We start from the raw sequence: 20,898 nt of genomic DNA, 5'->3' as shown, positions 1-20,898 counted from the left end.
GAATGACTCAGTCGCAGAAATTGACGATTGAATTCGACTACACCGCCAACTCATACCCTTGAACATAGATGCGGTTACGGCCAGAGGTTTTGGCGAAATAAACGGCCTGGTCTGCGGCTTTCATTAAGTCGTTGAAGGTTTGCATCTCGTTGGTCTTTTCTGCAATACCGACGCTGATACTGCCGATCCAATAATCACTTCCAGTAGGCACCGATAGTTTTCTTACGGTATCTAGTGTTTGCGTGGCTACTTTATGTGCACCGCCTATTTCGGTGTTTGGGCAGATGATTAAAAATTCATCTCCACCCAATCGGCACACTAGGTCGTCGTTTCTGAAACTGTGTTTAAGCGCGCGTGACAGCTCAATGAGTACTTGGTCGCCTGCATCGTGCCCATGAGTATCATTGACCGATTTAAAGTGGTCGACATCCACCATAATGCAACTTAAAGCGTTCTGCGTTGCTTCACTTTCATTCCAAAGCAGTTCCAAGTTTTTCATGGCAAAGCGACGATTGGGTAACTGGGTTAACGAATCCGTTAAGGAGAGGTGTTCGAGCTTTTTGTTGGCTAAAGTGAGTTCGCGGGTGCGCTCTTCGACTTTTTGCTCTAAACACTGATTCAGTTCAAGCAGTGCTTTATTACGATCAGAGACTTGTTCAAACAGCCCGTTTAGTGCGTCTAATAAAGGTTGGGTTGAACTGTCTGACTTCGCTTGTTCTTTTTGATAGGCATCATCTGGGCTCATACCTTGTTGAATGCGTTCAATTTGCTTGGCCATGGTTTTGTCCATGCCTAAGATATGATACGCCAACCAATGGATTAGAAAGTTGAGTAACTGCTCTGCGCTGGTTAAGTCCGTTTCATTGATGAAGGCTTGCATACTGACCACATCATGCATAAATGCGCGATGGAGTTTAATGTGTTCCTCAATATGCCTTGGATCGAGCCCTTGCTCTCTCATTAAGGTTTCTTCTTCGATGAAGTGATACTCAGCATAACGATTGAGTTCAAACAAGGCACTGCGTACGTGTGTCATTTCAACTGTATTGTCTGAAATTAAGTCGCCGTACTGATTGATAAACGTCACCAAATATTGGTGCTGTTCATCCACATCTTCGATACCCGTTTCGAAGTTTTTATCCCAATTAAATGATCCCATAGACTCGCCCAACCTAACTTCTCGTTTCACCATTACGCTTTGTGCCCAATTTTTTGGGCCAGGCATAAAGGATTATGTTTAGGTATTAGTTCGATATGCCTATATTTTCATTTTCTACCAATCTTATAACCATGGCGAGTCAGTAAAGGCAAAATCCTGCACTTGATCAGTGGCTATATAACAATTCATTGGACTAGAGCAAAAAAGCGAGACAGCTTGCGCTATCTCGCTTTTTACCTAGCACCAGTCATGCGTAGATTATTACGAACCTCTCTAGAAGTAGTACTCCAAAGCAAGTTCGATAAAGTCATCATTACGTGCGGAATAGAACAGATCGCTCGGCGTGTCGTTTTTGAAGAAGTAACCTTCTACTCGCCATTTCCAATGGTTACTTAAACGGCTGGACGCTTCGATTTTGCCACTGTAAATATCACTGTGGTCTAAATCGTCCGTCATACCAAACAGAATTTCTGTTCCGTCTTCATCATTAAAAACCCAACGAGTTCCCCAGAACAAATCATTTTGACCGGGCACTGTGGCGTTTTCATCGCGACTATCGTATTGATATTCAGCGATTAGTCCGAGATCAAGATTAGAATCCAAGATTCCTATGTATGTGTATTCAAAACCTGCGGCTGAAGTATTGTAGTAATCTGAGTCATCGCGATAAATCGATTCGAGCTTCCATAACCAATCACCCATGATGCCCTGTACATCAACGCCAATTTGCTCAAGCTGACCGTAGAAAGGAACAAACTGACCACCACTGATGCGAACTTCTGGGTCACGGCTTGTGCCATTGAAGTAACTCAACCCTAAATCAAAATCACCAAGTACTGTGCTGTAGCGACTGGCAAAGTCTAGGTGGTTTTCTTTATCTTGGTGCTCATACAAAGCGTTATCGGTATTGATGACTGACCCTCTCAAACGTCCATCACGTCCTGCGAAAGTACGTTCTCTAAAGTATGGTAAGGCCAATAAATCAATGGTTCCCCAATCTTTTACCACGGTTGTGTGAATCATGGGTTGTCCGAGTTTATCTTCCCCTTCAAGGCTCTCTACTGAATCGCTTTGGTTAACAATATCGACCAAATGGACTGATTCAGTCACGCCCCAAAACACTTTACCGATACCCACTCTAAGTTCGTAATCACCCCAGTAGTTCATGTATAGCGCTTCGCGAATATCAAAGTGACTGCGCTCATCGTCTCTGGCGTCGTATCGATAGAATGGGACAAAATCAAACGTTCCCCAATCTTCAAAATCAATACTCAACTCAGGCTGTAAAACCACAGACTGTTGGTTTTGGCTCTGCCCCTCGTTACCTGTAACAAAAAACTGGCGATGCTCTTGGGAAATCAAACCTGAAATGTCTATGTTGCTGTCAGCACAGACTGACCAAGACATCGTGGCGAACAGGCTGACGGCAATGCCGTCAGCGAGTCGAGCTTTCCAAGATTTTGACTGCAATTTGAAAATGCTCATTCAACACCTCTATTTTTGGCGCTTAAGCGCGTTTTTGTTGAAGTCACGTTCTTCAAAGTCTTCACCAAAACTCATTTCAGTGTTTGTAAGCGTGGTGCTTTTCCCGGTTTGGTGGTTCACCATCGACATTTTATTTGCACGCCAGTATTTACCTAGGTGCTGCTCGTAATCCGTAAACGTCAGTGTTTTTAGTCTGTCGCCTTTACGGTCGTAAAAGTCGATTTTTAGCGGTCGATACTCTTGTTGATCAAGCCATACCAAAACCTGTGTGTACCCAGAGTTTTCATCTTTAGGGATCTGTTTCACCTTGTAGGCTTGTGTCCCTTCAAATTCTTCGTCACCCAGGTATTCAAATTGGTATTTTTCTAATTCGAATGAGCTCAGGTCTTCATAAGAGAATTCGCTTCCCATGAAAGGACCTGATTTGTTGCGCGACGAAATACGTTTAACGCGTTTCAGCGCTGGCAGATAAAGCCATTGGTCATCTGGGCCAACCGAATGTGAATGGGTTAGAAATGCCGTTCCTGATACATCTCTTGGTTCATCAAAGATAGTCAACGATTTATCGCCGTCATCTTTCACTTCTAATGTCTTAGTGCGCAGCTTACGACTGCTGCTTTCACCTTGAGAATTGGTTAGGGTCATTTCGACTTCTGAGAAGGAGGTCCCCCAACCTTCATCTCTCAATTTACGCTCTTGAGCGATTTCCATTCCACGTGCTGCATCGGCGTATACTGGAGCTGCCGAAAATCCAACACCTGTTGCAATCAATAAACTTACGGCTACTTTTTTTAGATTTTGCGGAATTAACATACTGACTCCTTAATTAAGAATTCACACCAACAGGTGCTTGGTTGTCTTTTTGGCTGGTTTGCTCAGCATCGGCGTATTCTTTGCGGTCAAATTTAAGTAACAATGCTGGAAGGAAAACAAAGTCGATAACGAGTGCTAGGAACACGACTAAAGCGCTAAGTTGTCCCATGTCTGAGTTCAATCTAAATGTCGACATACTCAAGATGGCAAAGCCTGCAACTAGAACTACCGTTGTTATCCAAAGGGCACGGGCAACGGTATTAAAGGCATACCTAACCGCTTCTTCAGCGCCCATGCCTTGCTTTCTTGCGCGTTGATATTTAGAAAGGAAGTGAACTGCGTCATCGACTACGATGCCGAGAGTTAGGGTCACGACTACTGAAAGCCCTAAGTTGATTTCACCTGAAACCAGAGCCCAAACGCCAAAGCCAATAATCGCTGGAGCCATATTCGGAACTAAGCTGATAAGCCCCAGTTTTACTGAACGCAAAGCGAAAACCATCAAGGCAGAAATCAGAATGAGTGTGATTGGCAAGGTGCCCAACATGCTGTTCATATTGGTTTCACCAATGTGGGCAAACATAAGCTCTGGGCTTGAGATGGTGATCTTGTATTGAGGCGCGTTGCTGTCAAACCATTCGTTGATGCGATTCTCCATATCAACCAATTCCACGCTGCCTTGGTTGGCCAGTGTGACCATCAATCGAATAGAAGATTTATCCACGTTAACTTGGTTGTTTAAATCAAGCCCGTACGGAAGTGACATTTCATAAAGCAACAAGTACTGCGCAGCAAGCTCGCGATCGGTTGGCAAACGGTAATACGACTCGTCGTCACTGTGCATATTTTTGTTGAGACGCTTATAGGTGTCAGATAGAGACGAGACGTGGTCGACTTCATTTTGCGCTCTCAACCACTTGGTAAACTCACCAATTTGGTAAAGAAAATCAGGATGGGAAATACCTTGTGACTCACCTGAATCTATCGCAATACTAAGTGATGTCATCCCACTGATGTTTTGTTCCATGAAGTCAGCGGCCTGACGGAACTCACTGGATTGGTCAAAGTACTTAACCGCTTCATCATTGACTTTGTTGAGTGGGATAAGAGCACCAAAGCCTGCGATGGCAAGAATAGACAACGGCAATAGTTTGCGTTGATGTGCAATCACCAAATCAGCCAAACGGTTCATCCAATCTGATTGATTATCCGTTTGTGGCTTTTGTTTTACCTTGATAGGCAGTAGATGCAACATTGCTGGCAACATCGAAATTGCTAAGAAACACGCAAGCATCACACCTAAGGCTGAAAGGTTACCAAACTCTCTCAATGCCGGTGATTCAGACATGTTTAGCATTAAGAAGCCCAATGCCGTGGTTACAGAGGTAATGAATATCGGCGTTGCGTTTACTTGAATCGAATAGTCAATGGCTTGTGACTTGCTCATACCAGACAGAATTTGTTGGCGCATGGTTGCGATAACATGCACGCAGTCAGCAACCGCTAGGGTGAGCACCAACGTCGGTACATTAACCGTTGTGGTTGAGATAAACATTCCCGCCCAACCAGCTAAGCCCAAAGTCATGGAAACCGACCCGATTATGATGACCAATGTAGCGACTACGCTTAAGAATGAACGCAGCATAAACGTTAGGAATACCAGAATTACCAACAGCATTGCGGGTATCAGTGTTGCCGAATCGTGTTCCGCTGATTTAGCAAACGCATCGTTCATTGCGACAACGCCGGCTTTGAAGAATTTGATATCGGGATACGCGGCTTGATATTGGTCTATCCACAATTTCGCAGCGTCTACCACTTCATTTAGCTCGGCCGTGTCATCTTTACCGGGTAATTGCAAAGTGATGTTGATGACGGTAACACTGGCATTTTCATTTACAACAGAGTGGATTAAGTTCGGCTCACTAAGGGCAATCCCCTTAATTTTGGCGATGTATTCTGGTGTCAGTTCATTCCCTTCGAAGAGTAAATCCTCAACGATCAGATCATCTTCTACCGCCTCGGTGTGTTGATAATTGGCTAATGAATCAACTCGGCTTGAATAAGGAACTTGCCACGCTTCTTCAGTCATCTGACGCAACATGACTAAAACACGCGGGTCAAACACATTGCCATCATCTGGCGCGATCACAATCGACAGATTATCGGATTTAGCAAACGTGGCTTGAATGGATTCAAAAGCTTGCACTTGTGGATTGGTATCATCAAAGAAGACCCGATAATCCCCCCTAAAGTACAAATTCCCCGCTCCCATGGTTGAAACGACGACAACAACTAAGGTTGCCAACAACACCCATATTGACCTACGCGTGGGCAAACTCGCCCAGCTCTTTCGTTCGCTTTGAGATTGATTAGCAATACTCATTGCACACTCCATTATTGACGAAACGTCATTTGGTATTCAAAAAAACCGGATAATCCGGTACCTTACTACTGAGGTTGTTCAGTATTTGATGGTCATTAATTTTTTTGACGAATCGTCACATGGTTGTCATAAAAAAGCGCCTTAAGCGCTTTTTCAAACTAAAATCCTATCGTCCGATAGATTCCAAGTATTGGAGTTCTTCGCCATACAGTTCTTGCTCTGCTCGATTCCATACTTTCTTGTAGTCTTTCTCACTCGAAAGAGGAAACCACTGAACGCCATCAAGCAGCATATTAATCGTATGAAGAACTGTATAAGGATCTTGAAGACGTTGTGCACACATACCTTGTTTAATGTGATTACCTGACAAAGCATTTGCACCAAAAGCACTCGCCCATGCCGCGAAGACAATGGTATCGGTACTCATACCCAGGGGTAACTTCAAATCCCCGGCTTCAATGGCTTGCTCTACCAATTTATCCGCTTCAACAATGATTTTTTCTTCAAAATCCTGTAACTGCTTTACTCTCGTTTCCGATGCCTTCTCGATAATCGCCGGTGATTTGGCCATTAGCGCACAAGTAGAGAGTACTGGCTCCAACCTTGCGTACAATCGATATCCAGCGTTAAGCGCTGTCATTCGATCTCTTGCAGACCCTTCAAACTTAAATGCTCGAGAAAATAGTGCAATCTCACTTTTTAGCGAATGAACGCACAGAGCAACTACCACGTCTTCTTTACTGGAAAAGTGATTATAAATCGTACCTTTAGAGTAAGCACTGGCGGCGGTCAGTTTGTCCATCGTCAGACCTGAAAAACCGTCTTCCTGAACGATAGACTTAGCCAACAAAATCAGCTCGTGATCTCGTTCAACAATTGATTGCTGTTTTTTGCTCAGTGTTCCGTCTCGTTTCGATTTACAGCCAAACCCGAACATAATTCCCCTATCAGCTTTTCTCGTAAGTTCGCTTAGTCTACCACATCTCCAATACGTGCAACGAAAAACATAATGACGCATCGTCATTAATGACCTTTCGTCATAATAGTGTATTTCATCGTTTGTGCAACAAGTTTTTAAACGTAATTCGCATAAATTACGTAATCGCTATAAAGTCGAAAAATACTATGTTCTGAAAAACACAAGAGAGGACAATGAAATGCTCTCAGTAACAAAGAAGATTGCATTAATTTCTCTAGCGGCAACGAGCTTTATTGCACATGAAGCCTTAGCCAGTGATACAACAGAGAGACTTGTGGCGGTCAAAGTCGCGAGTGGTCTTTCTATTCCTTGGGGAATGGCATTTGTTAATAACAACGAGTTGTTAGTGAGCGAAAAGACTGGGTCAGTTAAGTCCGTCGATATCGATTCCGGCGTGGTAACGCCCATTAAATTTAACCAAAACATCCACGTGAGTGGTCAAGGCGGTCTGCTTGATATCAAAGCATCGCCATTTGCAGAAAATACCTTTTATTTTACCTACAGTAAAAAGACCGACACGGGTTATGACACGGCGCTTGCTAAAGCCAACTATGTCGATGGGCGATTCGAGCAATGGCAAGAGCTCTTTGTTAGCCGCTCCAATTCTGATTCTAGTCACCATTTTGGTAGTCGAGTAACCTTTGATGATAATTACCTCTATATGACGATTGGCGATAGGGGCGTTCGGGAAAACGGACAAGACCTTTCTACCCACGCAGGAAGCATTGTAAGACTGATGCCTAATGGCGAGATTCCCGAAAGCGCTAATAAAGAATTGGGAGCCATATACAGCTATGGGCATCGCAATCCACAAGGGATTGTTTTTGACGCGAAGACTAATCATCTGTGGTCAATTGAACACGGTCCAAGAGGTGGCGATGAGGTCAATCTGATTCAAGAAAACCGCAACTACGGCTGGCCTATTACGTCACACGGCAAAGAATACTGGGGTCCGATCAAAGTTGGTGAAGCGGAAGAAAAAGAAGGGATTGAATCGCCTAAACTCGTTTTTGTCCCCTCCATTGCACCCAGTAGTTTGATTCTGTATCGAGGCGATAAGTACCCCAGCCTAGATGGGAAATTGATTGCAGGCGCGCTTAAGCTGACGCATTTGAATGTTATGACCATTGAACCTGACTTATCAGTAACCGAGAGCACAAGGTTATTTGGCGAAATGAAGGAAAGGATCCGCAATGTCGTTGTCGGGCCAGATTCCTATATCTATTTCGCCACGGATAATGGCAATATCTATAAGATTCAGTAGGAATTTCAGCATCTAGAAACGACAAAACCCAGCCTAAGGCTGGGTTTTTAATTTGGAGCGACACACGAGGTTCGAACTCGTGACCTCAACCTTGGCAAGGTTGCGCTCTACCAACTGAGCTAGTGTCGCATAATGGTGCCCCGGGCCGGACTTGAACCGGCACAGCGCGAACGCCGAGGGATTTTAAATCCCTTGTGTCTACCAATTCCACCACCAGGGCACAAACGTGATAGCACCATTATTTTTCATGCTGACGTGTCAACACAAATAAATTTGGAGCGACACACGAGGTTCGAACTCGTGACCTCAACCTTGGCAAGGTTGCGCTCTACCAACTGAGCTAGTGTCGCAAATGGAGGCGCGTCCCGGAGTCGAACCGAGGTCCACGGATTTGCAATCCGCTGCATAGCCACTCTGCCAACGCGCCTCTGTAACCCTTGTCGCTCTAGCGTTTCCGCTGTGCTCCTCTTGGGTACGGGATGCATTCTACGGATTCACCGAAGTTCGTCAACACGTTTTTTTTGTTTTTTGAATCGTTTGACTAATTAGCACTCAAAACCAGTATCAACTGAGAAAAAGTTAGTCAAATCACTCACTTTTTAACTAGTAGATTTGTTTTTATCGTCTGCTCAGGCTAGTCAAAGAACCAAGTATTAGCGCACTGAAGCCTGATATCCTGACCCGAAAGCCGAGGTATGGTTTATAGGAAAAAGCGCTTGTTGCTTAAAATAAGGATTGAATACAAAAAAACGGGCGAATGCCCGTTTACTGATGTTCTTCGTTGAGTAAGTCGTCCTTTGCTGCCCCGAGATATTGGAACATGGACCAATAGGTCAAGACGGTAGCAACATACAGTGATACATAACCAAGCCACACTATCCACTCATCAAAGCGCCAAATTAAAGCAAATAGCGCAAACATTTGAGTCATGGTCTTGACTTTGCCAATCCAAGAAACCGCAACACTGGCCCGCTTACCAATTTCTGCCATCCACTCTCGTAACGCAGAAATAATGATTTCTCGGGCGATCATGGTTAAGGCGGGAATGGTGATCCAAATGCTGTGATAGTGCTCTGTCACCAGTATCAATGCCGTGGCCACAAGTACTTTATCGGCTACAGGATCAATGAAAGCGCCAAATCGCGACATCTGCTTGAGCTTTCTCGCTAAGAGGCCGTCTAGCCAATCTGTCACACCTGCGATAAAAAATATCAATGCTGCTGCAAATGCCGCCCATTCATAAGGAAGATAAAAGGCGACGACAAATACTGGTATTAGAAAAAGTCGCAACAAAGAAAGAATATTTGGAATAGTAAAACGCATAATTATTGTTAGTTATTGTTTTCGCTTGCGTGAATAGTTCGCCATTGGCCAGTTGGTCTCTATGGTGAGTGATTTTGCTCAGTGTTTCAATGCTTGATGTATGTTTTCTGCCAAGGCATGGCTAATACCCGGAACTTTGGCTATTTCTTCAACACTTGCACGTTTTAATTCTTGTAACCCGCCCATGTACTTGAGCAGTGCTTGTCGTCTTTTGGGCCCGATACCCTCGATACCCTCAAGCGCACTGGTTCTTCGCGTCTTTCCTCGCTTAGCCCTGTGTCCGGCTATCGCGTGATTGTGGCTCTCATCGCGAATATGCTGCATAAGGTGCAGTGCCGGATCGTCACTATCTAGGTGAAACTCATCGCCAGAAATGGTGATAAGCGTTTCTAGACCGGGTTTTCGGGTTACACCTTTTGCTATGCCGAGCATCAAAGGTTTTCGCGGCCAATCTTCCCAACACGTTTGCATGATTTCATGTGCGCGATTGAGCTGGCCTTTTCCGCCATCAATAAAGATGACATCGGGGATTTTTTCAGCTTCTTGCAATTTGCCATAACGCTTTTCCAATGCCTTCCCCATCGCAGCGTAGTCATCGCCGCCAGTAATGCCATCAATGTTAAAGCGACGATACTCGTTTTTTACCGGGCCTTCTTGATTAAACACGACACAAGACGCAATCGTACTTTCCCCCATGGTATGAGAGATATCAAAACATTCCATTCTTTGGATTGACTCAGTACCCAAGACTTGATTCAACGCTTTAAAGCGCTGCGAGATGGTCATCTTGTGATTGATTTTGGTCGTGATCGCGGTCAATGCGTTGGTGTTAGCAAGCTTGAGATAACGACCTCTATGACCTGTCGGGTTCGAATTGAACTGTACCTTGTGACCTGACAATTCCAGTAATACCTCTGACAACGAATCCGTATCCGATTGCAGTTCTTTGTTCAAAACGATGCGAGATGGGATCGTGCGTGCTTCATTGTGGCCGAGATAATATTGAGTCAAAAAGGCGTGGAATACTTCTTCGCGATCAGTATCTCTCGGTATTTTAGGAAAATGACTGCGGCTACCCAGTATTTTGCCTTGTCGGATCATCAGTATATGTATGCAAGCCACACCGGTTTCTTGCGCGAAACCCAGTACATCCATGTCTTCGAGGCTATTGTCAGAAACAAACTGCTGTTCTTGAACACGGCGTATAGCTTGAATTTGATCACGGTATTTAGCCGCGCTTTCAAACTCAAGGTTCTGGCTGGCTTGTTCCATCTTGCCAACTAGTGTTTCAAGCACCTGTTTATCTTTACCTTGTAAAAACAAGCGCAAATAATTGACCAACTCTGAGTATTCTTCATCGGAAATTACGCTACTGACACAAGGCGCGGCGCAACGTCCAATTTGATACATAAGACAAGGACGAGTTCGATTGCTGTACACCGTGTCTTCACATTGGCGAACTGGAAAGATACGTTGAATAAGGTGAAGTGTCTCTCGTACGGCGCCTGAATCTGGATATGGCCCAAAGTACTCACCTTTTCGCTTCTTGGCACCGCGGTACATCGATACTCTAGGGTGTTTGTGCGCGCTCAAAAACACATATGGGTAAGACTTGTCATCTCGAAGCAATACATTGTATTTGGGCAAATACTGCTTAATGTAATTGTGCTCAAGAATGAGGGCTTCTGTTTCAGTGTGGGTAACCGTCACATCAATTTTGGCGATGTGACTCACTAAAGCGCGAGTTTTCTCACTGTCTACTTTTTTACGAAAGTAGCTAGAAAGGCGCTTTTTAAGGTCTTTAGCTTTGCCAACGTAAATCACCACCGACTCGACGTTGTACATACGGTACACGCCGGGTTGGTTGGTAACAGTTTTTAGGAAGGCTACCGAGTCAAACTGGGATTGCACTACAAGGTCTCGGTATCTAACATTCCGTGGCGAATCGCCAAATGGGTAAGCTCTACGTCACCATTGATATCTAACTTGTTGAAAAGTCGATAGCGGTAACTGTTAACGGTTTTAGGACTTAAGTTCAACTGTTCCGAAATATCCGTTACCTTTTGCCCTTTGGTTATCATCATCATGATTTGCAATTCACGCTCTGATAAATCCGCAAATGGGTTTTCTGATGCCGGAGAAAACTGGCTTAGGGCCATTTGTTGGGCAATTTCTGGCGAAATATAACGTTGGCCGCTGTGAACAACGCGAATCGCGTTCACCATTTCATCAGGTGCCGCGCCCTTAGTTAAATAGCCCGCGGATCCCGCTTGCATCACTTTTGTTGGGAAAGGGTTTTCGGTATGGACAGTCAAAACAATGATTTTGATGTCTGGGTTATAGCGCAGTATTTTACGTGTCGCTTCGAGTCCACCGATACCCGGCATATTCATGTCCATTAAGAGCACGTCGGCATGATTTGCCCGACACCACTTAACTGCATCTTCGCCGCTTTCAGCTTCCCCTGCTATTGTCATTCCACGGACGTCTTCAATTATACGTCGTATCCCTGTGCGAACCAGCTCATGATCATCTACAAGGAAAACACTAATCAAACTTGCATCTCCACATTCTCAATTGGCTCAACACATTTTAAGCTCACTGGTCACTCAGTAAAACTTAAAAGGTATGTAGGCCGGTTATTGTAACTCAATTAGTTTGACATTACTCCCAGTGAATATGTGCCGAAACGCAAAGTTTAGCAAGTACTTATTTGCAACTCTAACGGTAACCAATTGGGCTATCGTTCAATTTATCATCAAGCCTATGGGTTTTGAATGTCGCTCTCATTCTGACAAAGATGTAACAGATTTTTGCGATCTGTAGTTGAATATGTACCGAGTTTCAGCTAGTTATATGCAGTTGCGCTCACAATTTTGCGCTAACAGACCAATTGAAAAAGTTGGAACGTCATTACAATTAAGGAAATGTTATGAAAAAGCTTCTTGCAGTGGCTGCGCTGGCTACCACTCTTCCACTATCTAACCTAGCTATGGCTGACCAGGACATCGGTTGTGGTCTAGGTACTATGGTTTTCGAAGGTAAATCAGGTAAAGTTTCAAAAGTACTAGGTGCAACTACTAACGGTACTTCAGGTAACCAAACTTTCGGTATCACGTTTGGTACTCTTGGCTGTGACGGTTCTGGCCCAGTAACGTCATCTCAAAAACTTGCTATGTTCATCGATGGCAACCTAGACAACCTAGCTCGTGACATCGCAAAAGGCGAAGGCGAAACTCTAGCGACTCTTGCTGAAGTTTGGGGTATCGAAGAAGCAGACAAAGCGGCTTTCAACACTCTAGCTAAGTCTAACTTTGCTGAAGTATTTAAGTCAGAAAACGTTACTTCTGACGAAGTGTTTGCAAACCTAAACACTCTAGTTTCAAGCGACGCAGAACTATCTGCTTACGCTATCTAATCAAGTAATTTTGATTTGATTAAAGTGCCCTATTTGGGCACTTTTCTATTTTTGTTTCTCAGGACATCCGGCAGTTATGAATTTGTCCCTACTTTTCCAGTCAGCGTTCAAGCCTCTCAAACCCTTCTTGGTTACCATTGCTGTTTTGCCAGCTACGCTAGTTCACGCTGAACAACAAGCTTCCGTTTCACCATTCATTGGCAATGAGCAGATCAGTGAATTGGCTGAAGATCCTTACTGGCTCAAGCTTGGACATTATTTGCCAGATACCTTGTGGGGCTATGAAAGTACTGTCGACTCAGAAGAATTCTTTTTTTCTGATGAGGGTAAATACTCTCCACTTAAAGAGCTGCGACAAACCGTTGAGCAACTTTACCACTCAGATTCTTCAATCGCTCAGAAAGCCAGATGTGACTTTCCTGCGCGCTATACCTGGTTAGAGAGTTTAAAAGGCAACAAGGCCGAGCTTTCTTGTCCTGAAATGGACGAGTGGCGACAAGCTCTCGATCCAAAGGGAATGACGTTAGTTTTTCCTACCGCGTTTATGAATAACCCATCGTCTATGTTTGGTCACACGCTCATTCGCGTCGACGCTAAGGACCAAACACGTCACAAAGAGCTTGTTGCCTTCGCGGTCAATTTTGCCGCGGAGCCAGAAGGTAACGACAATGCTGCTCTTTATGCGATGAAAGGAATTGTCGGTAGTTACCCCGGTCGATTTAGCGTTATGCCGTACTACCGTAAGGTACGTGAATATAATGACTTCGAGTCTCGCGACATCTGGGAATACCCACTCAAACTCAGCGACGATGAAGTAGAAAGAGTGTTATTGCATTTATGGGAAATGCAAGATGCCGATTTTGACTACTTCTTTTTTGATGAAAATTGCTCGTACCAATTACTGGCGTTGTTGCAGCTTGCTCGAAATGATTTAGATCTCATTTCCGGATTCGACTTGTACGCAATTCCGTCTGATACTGTGGAACGCTTAGTGGAAAACGATTTAGTTGAGCGACCAAAGTATCGTGAAGCTTTTGGCACTCGATTACTACACCAAGTCGAATTCCTAACCGAAGCACAATATCAAGCTGCTCTTGCGGCCAAACAGGGCGAACTGCCCGGCAGCGACAAATTTACAGAAAGCGAACAAGCCGCCATTCTAGAATTCGCTTACGAGTGGCTTAATTATGATTTATATGACTTAGCGTTAGAACGAGACACCACAGCTAAAACACTAACTAAGCTACTGATTGCAAGAAGTAAACTGGATGCGCCTTCTCCATTCCCTGAGGTATCAGTCCCTTCAGTGTCACCAGAGCAAGGTCATCCATCAGCTCGTACGGGCTTGGGTTATCAATATCGCAAAGATCAAAGTGACCGCGTCACATTCGATTGGCGCGTGGCCTATCATGATCTGTTAGATTCCCAAGCCGGTTTTATTCCCGGTGCCAAAATTGCGTTTTTAGATACTCAATTGAGCGTTGATGAAGAAGGTACCACCCGGCTCGAACACCTGTACGCGATAGATACTATGGCACTGGCACCGAGTAACAAAGTATTCAACAGCTGGGCTTGGAACTTACGCACCGGTTACGACCGTTTTCCGGAAAGAAATAAATTTAGCGGCCGCTATTTCGTTGAAGGCGGTTATGGTAAAGCTTGGGGACAAGCTGACTCGGTTCACAGTTACCTGCTAGCGGGTGTTTCCGCTTCATCAGGCCCACTTACCGATTACGATGCAACCGCCGGAGGGGGAGTCGAGCTTGGGCTTGTTGCTCAATTAGGTGAAAGCCATCGAATTGGTATTCAAGGACAAGCACAGGCAATAACCGGTGGGCATGAATTCATGTCACAAGCCAAGTTAACTTGGAACTGGTCGTTGTCGCGGCAGTGGGCTCTGCGCAGTTCAGCACAATACAAGAAATGGGATGGCGATGACCTCGTTGGTCAAATGACCATGTACTGGTACTACTAAAGGGTATTCGCAGGGCGAATAAACAAGGTATACTCAATACTGTTTATTTATCCAGAATTGGTTGAGGCCTCCATTGCCAGTTGAAAACGGTTTCTTGCTTACTCGGCAAGCTCGTGATGTCGGTAATTCGACTCTGATTGAGCTTTGGGTAAAAACAGATCATGGCCCTCAACGTCTTCTTATCCAAAATGAGCGACCAGTTATGTTTGTCGCTCAGTCTTCAATTGAGTCGCTCACTCAATGGCTAAACAGCCAATCCATCTCTGCCGAAGTTAAGCCGCTCGGCTTACACACCTTCAAACAGGTCGCCGTCGCTGCAATCTATACCCAAACTATTCGAGATAACCGACGTATTTTCGATTATCTACAATCCATTCAAGAACCCGTTTGGGAGCAAGATGTTCGACTTTCCGACCGATATTTAATGGAACGATTTATCCAAGGCGGTATTGAATTTCACGGCACCATTAATCAAAAACACGGCTATTTTGAAGTTGCCGAAACACAATGCCGTAAAGGCAGTTATCACCCAACCTTAACGCGTGTGTCTCTTGATATTGAATGCTCCGAAAAAGGCATTTTGTACTCAATTGGTTTAGACAGCGAATTGGACAGTCGCGTTCTGATGATAGGACAGCCTCAACACAGTGATACGCCTATCCAATGGGTGGATAACGAGAAGCAACTCCTGCAAGAACTTGTTGTCTGGTTTAACCGATATGATCCGGACATTATCGTCGGTTGGAGCGTGATTGATTTTGACCTCAGATTGCTGAACAAACGTGCTGAATTCCACTGTGTACCACTTAACCTGGGTCGAGGAAATCAAAAGGCACATTATCGCGCGTTACCCAATATGAAGAGCTTTATCTCTATCCCGGGCAGAGTGGTATTAGATGGTATCGATACACTCAAAACCGCAACCTATCACTTTCGTTCATGGTCGTTGGAGTCGGTGTCCAGAGAACTTTTAGGGGAAGGCAAAGCAATCAACAATGTTCATGACCGAATGGATGAAATCAATCAAATGTATCGTCATGACAAGCCTGCCCTCGCCAAGTACAACCTCCAAGATTGCGTCTTGGTAAATCGTATATTTGATCACACCAACCTCATCGAGTTCGCCATCGAACGTAGCAACTTGACCGGTGTAGAACTCGATCGCGTTGGTGGCTCTGTGGCGGCATTTACCAATCTTTATTTGCCACGCTTACATCGAGCGGGATACGTCGCCCCAAATTTGGAGCCAGAAAATTGGCTGGCATCTCCAGGCGGTTATGTAATGGATTCTATTCCTGGTTTGTATGATTCAGTGCTGGTGTTGGATTTTAAAAGCCTGTATCCGGCAATTATACGCACTTTTTTAATCGACCCGTTGGGCTTAGTCGAAGGTTTGAAACAAACACTGGGCTTGCAAGAAAATCAATCCGTTGCCGGCTTCAAAGGTGCGCAGTTTCATCGGACTAAACACTTTCTGCCAGACTTAATTCAGACCTTGTGGTCAGCAAGAGACGAAGCGAAAAAACTCAAACGAAGTGCTTTTTCACAAGCGATAAAGATCATTATGAATTCGTTTTATGGGGTGTTAGGTTCCTCGGGTTGTCGGTTCTTCGATACCCGGTTGGCTTCAAGCATTACCATGCGGGGCCACGAAATCATGAAACAAACTAAAGCCCTAATCGAAGCCAAGGGATACCAAGTGATTTATGGTGACACTGATTCGACATTTGTGTCGCTAAACGGGAAATATGACACCGCCGACGCAGATAAAATTGGTAAAGACTTAGTTAGACATATCAATGATTGGTGGAAGCATCATATTAAACAAGAGCACGGCCTAGATTCCTGCCTTGAGCTGGAATACGAAACCCACTATCGACGATTTTTAATGCCGACCATTCGCGGCTCAGAGACAGGGTCAAAAAAGCGCTATGCCGGACTGATTCAATCGGAGCAAGGTGATTCGGAATTGGTTTTCAAAGGTTTGGAAAGTGCCCGTACAGACTGGACACCGCTTTCTCAGGAATTCCAAAGAACCTTGTATAAAATGGTGTTCAACGGTGATGATCCAACTGCGTATGTGCAAGAGATGGTAAATCGAACCCAAGCGGGCGAGTTTGACCAACAACTGATATACCGCAAACGACTCAGGCGCAAGCTTTCAGAATATCAAAAGAATATTCCGCCTCAAGTTAAAGCAGCAAAATTGGCTGACCAGATGAATGAGCAACTTGGGCGTCCGTTGCAATACCAAAATAAAGGCTATATCGAATATTGCATTACCACTAACGGTCCTGAGCCTTGGGAATACCGACAAAGCCCGATAGATTATCAGCACTACATTGACAAGCAACTGGCACCGGTCGCAGATGGAATACTCCCCTTTATTGGCATGCGCTTTGAGGATTTAACCGCGCCTCAGCTAGGTCTGTTCTAGCGGTTTACAAAGGCGATCAATTTTTCTAGTGGTAGTGATTTTGAATATAACCACCCTTGCACTAGTACACTTCCATCACGAGGAACACTGTCTAATTGTTCTTGGCTTTCTACACCTTCAACAATGACTTTGAGTTCTAACTCATTAGCCACAGAAAGAATACCATTGAACACTTTTACCCCTCTCTCGTTAGATAAAGCGAGTACAAAAGAGCGGTCCACTTTTACGGCATCAATATCGAACTGGTTTAAGTAGCTTAACGAAGAAAATCCCGTCCCAAAGTCATCAATATGAACTTGCGAACCAATTTGATGTAGCTTGTTCAAAGCTAATGCAATTTTCTTTTCATCGTTGAGCATGCTTTCTTCGACAATTTCTAAATGAATGCGGTCACCTACCGGCTCAATGATTTTCAGCATCCGCTCAAAATACGAGTCATCGGTAAGTAGATTAGCTGTCACATTAATACTTACGGTAAGGTAAATGCCTGATAGTTCCAGTGTCTTAATGTCTTTCACAACCTGTCGACATACCCAGAGATCCATGTCCTTCATCAAACCACCCTTGTCTAACCAAGGAATAAAGTCACCTGGATAAAGTACAGCACCTTCACTGTTTTTGGCACGGATCAGGGCTTCACACCCTTTGGTTTTCCCAGTTGAAGGGTCCACTTGTGGTTGATATTCAAGGCAAAATTCAATGCGGCTCAGCATATCTAGGCGAGATTCTAGAATGGTTGCATCTCTGAGCTTAGTTTTTGATTCCAGTACCGGATCGTCTAGTTGATAGCGAACTTCTTCTTGCCGCCTTGTGTAGGTCGTGTCTAGCGACTTCATCTGAATCGAGGTCTTTTTGAGGGCTTTGTTTAGACCGCGAACCGCCGGGAGGTAGATAAACACGCCAAGCATGATATTAAACAGCTGTAATCCGACAGCAGAGAAGTTGCCTTCAGTACTCATTAACGCATTGATGATAATCGGGCTATTGAACGGCACGGCAACTGTTGGAATGGGAACCACATTTAGGGATACAGCGACCACCGAAACTACAACGTTGACCATCGGCGCAATGAGAAACGGCAAAAATAATCGAGGATTGAGAATGATAGGCAGCCCAAATAGCAAGATTTCGTTCACGTTGATTAAGCCAATTGGGATACTGGCCAACGCCATCAAGCGATGAGTGCGATGTTCAGAAAACAAAAGTAAAGCTATGACGAGTGATAATGTTGCACCACTGCCGCCGATAAAAACGAAGGTTCCCATTAACGACAAATTCATTAAATTTGAAGCGTTTCCTCCAGCTAGCACCGTAGAGAGATTTAAGTTACTGGCTTCTTGCAGCAAATCCACCAATGGTAGCAACGCGTAGTAACCGTGAATGCCAAAAAACCACAGTGTGGAGTTTAGCGCGGCAAAGGTTGCGCCAAATAAGGTCGGTTCGTTGGCGTAGTCAAACGTGACCATGGGTAACCAAGAAAGTCTATCCAATATGCCATTGATGACCACAAGATTTACGGCAATGACAAAAAGTAATGTCAGTAATGCCGGGATGACCAGATTGAGTGATTCCTTAACAATTTGGCCCGCACTGTCGGTTCTGGTTACACGTAAGTAAGATACTTGCGTTAACACACTTAATGTAGGAACCGCGTACAAGGGAATCGTTATCGCCATAACGATTAGATAGGTCTGAAGACCAGCTCCCGACTCCAAAAGGCTGCTTACTACGCTTAAATAGAGTACACAAAGTAACGCAATGGGCGGTCTAGGTAGCTTCCATTGTAGCGCTAGTACGTAGCCAATACTGGCTGACATCAGAAAGGGAAAGTAAGCAGCGATTGATGAATGAATGACATACAGTAAATCAACCCAGTCACTGCGTTCACCAGTTATAAACTCGGTGATACTGGCGATAAATAGCAATAAAGAAGACAGTATTAAACAAGGAATTAGCCATAACAAGCCCTCCCTAATTGCGTGTAGAGAAGGCATAAATACATGTTGGATAAGAGAAAGTCGATTAGCCCGAATAGACCACGTTTTTAAGCGATCAGGCATAGTGCCGCCTTATTAAGTTGTCTCTAATAAAGTTAGCACAAGATGGCGATTTTGAGTGTTTTGTCAGTTAAATTTGTAGCAATGTACAACCAAGGTTTGGCAATCCTTAGTCATCTAAGGCTTGCGTGACTAGCCGATCCTAAATTCGGTTTTTTTGTACTGTTCAACCAACCACTCGCCAAAGCCATCAATCAGACCAATGACTGAACGTTTATGGACGGGTTTTCCAGAAAGCAAAATTAACAAACGTTGCACGTCAACTTTTCGATCTGGGTAGTAGCGAAGAAACGCTTTCGCGCAAGATCTAGGATCATTATGCCAATTTTTGTCTTTAGGGATGACTAACGAGTAGCTTGCCCTTAGCAATTTCTTTGCAAGGATTTTTTGAGATCGTAATAAATCATCGGCTTTTTCAGCACGACCAATTCGATGGCGATAGACCGCAAGCCAGTCTTCGGTATCCATATTCCAGTGTTTGGCAATCTCCCAACTAGGTTCAAAATCTCCAAAACACTCTGCTAAATTTTCACCATGAATGTTGACCGCCAAATGACGCAGCATAAAGCCCCAATGCAGAATATGCTCAATTGACGTCACGTCTGCCACCAAAGCTGTCTTGAAATCAACACCTGTGACATGGGGATAGTCTTTTTGAAAACGCCATTTAATCGAGTTGTATAAGGCATTTCGGCTATCAGGGAAGGGATTGTGAGCCACTACAATGACATTCAAATCTGACAGATTTGGCTGAGCGGTTTTTGTCGCGACACTACCAAACACATAAATACTATGTAAATTTTCTCCCAGCCCGCTTGTTAGACACAATTTTAAGTCTTGAATAACCGCTTGATACTCTGTCTGAAACGGCTGGTTTGGGTCGATTACCGACAACATCATGGTATTTTGGAATCCTTGCTCATTGACCGAGTGGGTATACATCTCAAGTTGTAATGTTCGCTCAGCGTAAGTAATGAATCAAGCTCCGACTCTTTGTTATAATGATGCCGTTCATAAAAAACCGGAAATGTATTGATGCCAAAAGCAAGTGACATAAAAAAAGGCTTCGTTGTTGAGCGAAACGGAAAAATCCTGCTAGTCAAAGATATTGACGTAACCAAACCAAGTGCACGAGGTGCTTCAACTGTTTATCGTTTTCGATTTAAAGATTTGGCGACAGGCGGCAAAGTCGATGAGCGTTGCAAAGCTGATGATATACTCGAGACTATGGAGATGAACAAACGCAACGCAACCTTTTCTTACGTTGACGGCGACGAATACATATTCATGGATTCGGAAGATTACGCCCAGTATTCGTTTCAGAAAGACGATATTCAAGAAGAATTGTTGTTTCTGACAGAAGACATTCAAGGTTTGCAAGTTGTGTTGGTTAATGGCGATGCGGTAGCGCTCGAACTGCCCTCTTCTGTTGAGATGGTGATTGAAGAAACTGACCCTTCAATTAAAGGCGCTTCAGCTTCTGCTCGCACCAAACCTGCACGTTTGGCTACTGGACTTACTGTTCAGGTACCAGAGTACATTGCAACCAACGATCGTATTGTTATTAATACCGCTGAAAAAAAATACATGAGCCGAGCCTAA

General features: G+C 44.3%; 15 protein-coding genes and 4 tRNA genes. 5 read left to right on the top strand and 14 right to left on the bottom strand.

The genetic code is table 11. The features are described 5' to 3' along the window. Positions 1-37: 37 nt before the first annotated feature. The 5 genes from ACXAFJ_RS05635 to ACXAFJ_RS05615 all read right to left on the bottom strand — a co-directional run bounded on the left by ACXAFJ_RS05635 (position 38) and on the right by ACXAFJ_RS05615 (position 6,780). Complete coding sequence (locus ACXAFJ_RS05635; protein WP_475322004.1) at positions 38-1,159, bottom strand: bacteriohemerythrin; 1,122 nt, start codon at positions 1,157-1,159, stop codon at positions 38-40. Positions 1,160-1,432: 273 nt separating this feature from the next. Next, positions 1,433-2,566, bottom strand: a complete 1,134-nt coding sequence (locus tag ACXAFJ_RS05630; protein WP_475324067.1) for a hypothetical protein — start codon at positions 2,564-2,566, stop codon at positions 1,433-1,435. Positions 2,567-2,653: 87 nt separating this feature from the next. Beyond that, on the bottom strand, positions 2,654-3,457 hold the full coding sequence (locus ACXAFJ_RS05625; protein WP_475322003.1) for an outer membrane lipoprotein-sorting protein: 804 nt from the start codon (positions 3,455-3,457) through the stop codon (positions 2,654-2,656). A 13-nt stretch (positions 3,458-3,470) separates the two neighbouring features. Next, complete coding sequence (locus ACXAFJ_RS05620) at positions 3,471-5,843, bottom strand: efflux RND transporter permease subunit (RefSeq protein WP_475322002.1); 2,373 nt, start codon at positions 5,841-5,843, stop codon at positions 3,471-3,473. Positions 5,844-6,009: 166 nt separating this feature from the next. Further along, positions 6,010-6,780 (bottom strand): TetR/AcrR family transcriptional regulator, encoded by a 771-nt coding sequence (locus ACXAFJ_RS05615; protein ID WP_475322001.1) that lies wholly within the window; start codon positions 6,778-6,780, stop codon positions 6,010-6,012. A 220-nt stretch (positions 6,781-7,000) separates the two neighbouring features. Here ACXAFJ_RS05615 and ACXAFJ_RS05610 point away from each other — a divergent pair, with 220 nt between their 5' ends. Further along, entirely contained in the window at positions 7,001-8,086 is a 1,086-nt protein-coding gene (locus tag ACXAFJ_RS05610) for a PQQ-dependent sugar dehydrogenase (RefSeq protein ID WP_475321999.1), read from the top strand. Positions 8,087-8,139: 53 nt separating this feature from the next. Here the strand turns inward: ACXAFJ_RS05610 and ACXAFJ_RS05605 are convergent. The 7 genes from ACXAFJ_RS05605 to uvrY all read right to left on the bottom strand — a co-directional run bounded on the left by ACXAFJ_RS05605 (position 8,140) and on the right by uvrY (position 11,964). Next, positions 8,140-8,215 (bottom strand) — tRNA-Gly (locus ACXAFJ_RS05605). Between the two features lie 4 nt (positions 8,216-8,219). After that, positions 8,220-8,306 (bottom strand) — tRNA-Leu (locus ACXAFJ_RS05600). Between the two features lie 54 nt (positions 8,307-8,360). Further along, a tRNA-Gly gene (locus ACXAFJ_RS05595) sits at positions 8,361-8,436 on the bottom strand. A 3-nt stretch (positions 8,437-8,439) separates the two neighbouring features. Further along, positions 8,440-8,513: transfer RNA gene (locus tag ACXAFJ_RS05590), tRNA-Cys, on the bottom strand. Positions 8,514-8,851: 338 nt separating this feature from the next. Then, positions 8,852-9,409 (bottom strand): CDP-diacylglycerol--glycerol-3-phosphate 3-phosphatidyltransferase, encoded by a 558-nt coding sequence (gene pgsA / locus ACXAFJ_RS05585; RefSeq protein WP_475321998.1) that lies wholly within the window; start codon positions 9,407-9,409, stop codon positions 8,852-8,854. Positions 9,410-9,487: 78 nt separating this feature from the next. Further along, positions 9,488-11,320: an excinuclease ABC subunit UvrC gene (gene uvrC / locus ACXAFJ_RS05580; protein WP_475321997.1), complete on the bottom strand. Its 1,833-nt coding sequence runs from the start codon at positions 11,318-11,320 to the stop codon at positions 9,488-9,490. Beyond that, the gene (gene uvrY, locus ACXAFJ_RS05575; protein ID WP_475321995.1) at positions 11,320-11,964 is read right to left on the bottom strand and encodes a UvrY/SirA/GacA family response regulator transcription factor; all 645 of its coding nucleotides are present in this window, start codon (positions 11,962-11,964) and stop codon (positions 11,320-11,322) included. Before uvrY ends, uvrC begins: the two co-directional genes overlap by 1 nt. Before the next feature lie 377 nt (positions 11,965-12,341). On the opposite strand from uvrY, the gene ACXAFJ_RS05570 reads away from it, so the two are divergent. The 3 genes from ACXAFJ_RS05570 to ACXAFJ_RS05560 all read left to right on the top strand — a co-directional run bounded on the left by ACXAFJ_RS05570 (position 12,342) and on the right by ACXAFJ_RS05560 (position 17,239). After that, positions 12,342-12,827: a DUF3015 domain-containing protein gene (locus ACXAFJ_RS05570; RefSeq protein ID WP_475321994.1), complete on the top strand. Its 486-nt coding sequence runs from the start codon at positions 12,342-12,344 to the stop codon at positions 12,825-12,827. A gap of 76 nt (positions 12,828-12,903) precedes the next feature. Next, complete coding sequence (locus ACXAFJ_RS05565) at positions 12,904-14,802, top strand: Lnb N-terminal periplasmic domain-containing protein (protein WP_475321993.1); 1,899 nt, start codon at positions 12,904-12,906, stop codon at positions 14,800-14,802. Positions 14,803-14,875: 73 nt separating this feature from the next. Further along, positions 14,876-17,239, top strand: a complete 2,364-nt coding sequence (locus tag ACXAFJ_RS05560; protein WP_475321992.1) for a DNA polymerase II — start codon at positions 14,876-14,878, stop codon at positions 17,237-17,239. On the opposite strand, the gene ACXAFJ_RS05555 is transcribed toward ACXAFJ_RS05560, so the two are convergent. Beyond that, positions 17,236-19,299, bottom strand: a complete 2,064-nt coding sequence (locus ACXAFJ_RS05555; RefSeq protein WP_475321990.1) for an EAL domain-containing protein — start codon at positions 19,297-19,299, stop codon at positions 17,236-17,238. The genes ACXAFJ_RS05560 and ACXAFJ_RS05555 overlap by 4 nt on opposite strands. 129 nt (positions 19,300-19,428) lie before the next feature. Continuing rightward, a complete protein-coding gene (locus tag ACXAFJ_RS05550) occupies positions 19,429-20,196 on the bottom strand; it encodes a nucleotidyltransferase domain-containing protein (protein ID WP_475324066.1) in 768 nt (255 codons plus the stop codon). A 135-nt stretch (positions 20,197-20,331) separates the two neighbouring features. Here ACXAFJ_RS05550 and efpL point away from each other — a divergent pair, with 135 nt between their 5' ends. Beyond that, positions 20,332-20,898, top strand: coding sequence for an elongation factor P-like protein EfpL (gene efpL, locus ACXAFJ_RS05545; protein WP_475321989.1), 567 nt, complete (start codon positions 20,332-20,334; stop codon positions 20,896-20,898).

It is taken from the genome of Vibrio sp. ABH4_348, assembly GCF_056159765.1.
Note: the sequence above shows the minus strand (reverse complement) of the source record. Positions and strands in the feature narration are given on the sequence as shown.

What these genes read in the sequence shown, in the direction of transcription:
- ACXAFJ_RS05550 (WP_475324066.1), bottom strand. Translation starts at nt 20,196, where the DNA reads ATGATGTTGTCGGTAATCGACCCAAACCAGCCGTTTCAGACAGAGTAT.
- ACXAFJ_RS05625 (WP_475322003.1), bottom strand. Translation starts at nt 3,457, where the DNA reads ATGTTAATTCCGCAAAATCTAAAAAAAGTAGCCGTAAGTTTATTGATT.
- ACXAFJ_RS05610 (WP_475321999.1), top strand. Translation starts at nt 7,001, where the DNA reads ATGCTCTCAGTAACAAAGAAGATTGCATTAATTTCTCTAGCGGCAACG.
- ACXAFJ_RS05630 (WP_475324067.1), bottom strand. Translation starts at nt 2,566, where the DNA reads ATGTCTTGGTCAGTCTGTGCTGACAGCAACATAGACATTTCAGGTTTG.
- ACXAFJ_RS05555 (WP_475321990.1), bottom strand. Translation starts at nt 19,299, where the DNA reads ATGCCTGATCGCTTAAAAACGTGGTCTATTCGGGCTAATCGACTTTCT.
- ACXAFJ_RS05635 (WP_475322004.1), bottom strand. Translation starts at nt 1,159, where the DNA reads ATGGGATCATTTAATTGGGATAAAAACTTCGAAACGGGTATCGAAGAT.
- ACXAFJ_RS05565 (WP_475321993.1), top strand. Translation starts at nt 12,904, where the DNA reads ATGAATTTGTCCCTACTTTTCCAGTCAGCGTTCAAGCCTCTCAAACCC.
- ACXAFJ_RS05620 (WP_475322002.1), bottom strand. Translation starts at nt 5,843, where the DNA reads ATGAGTATTGCTAATCAATCTCAAAGCGAACGAAAGAGCTGGGCGAGT.
- pgsA (WP_475321998.1), bottom strand. Translation starts at nt 9,409, where the DNA reads ATGCGTTTTACTATTCCAAATATTCTTTCTTTGTTGCGACTTTTTCTA.
- efpL (WP_475321989.1), top strand. Translation starts at nt 20,332, where the DNA reads ATGCCAAAAGCAAGTGACATAAAAAAAGGCTTCGTTGTTGAGCGAAAC.
- ACXAFJ_RS05570 (WP_475321994.1), top strand. Translation starts at nt 12,342, where the DNA reads ATGAAAAAGCTTCTTGCAGTGGCTGCGCTGGCTACCACTCTTCCACTA.
- ACXAFJ_RS05615 (WP_475322001.1), bottom strand. Translation starts at nt 6,780, where the DNA reads ATGTTCGGGTTTGGCTGTAAATCGAAACGAGACGGAACACTGAGCAAA.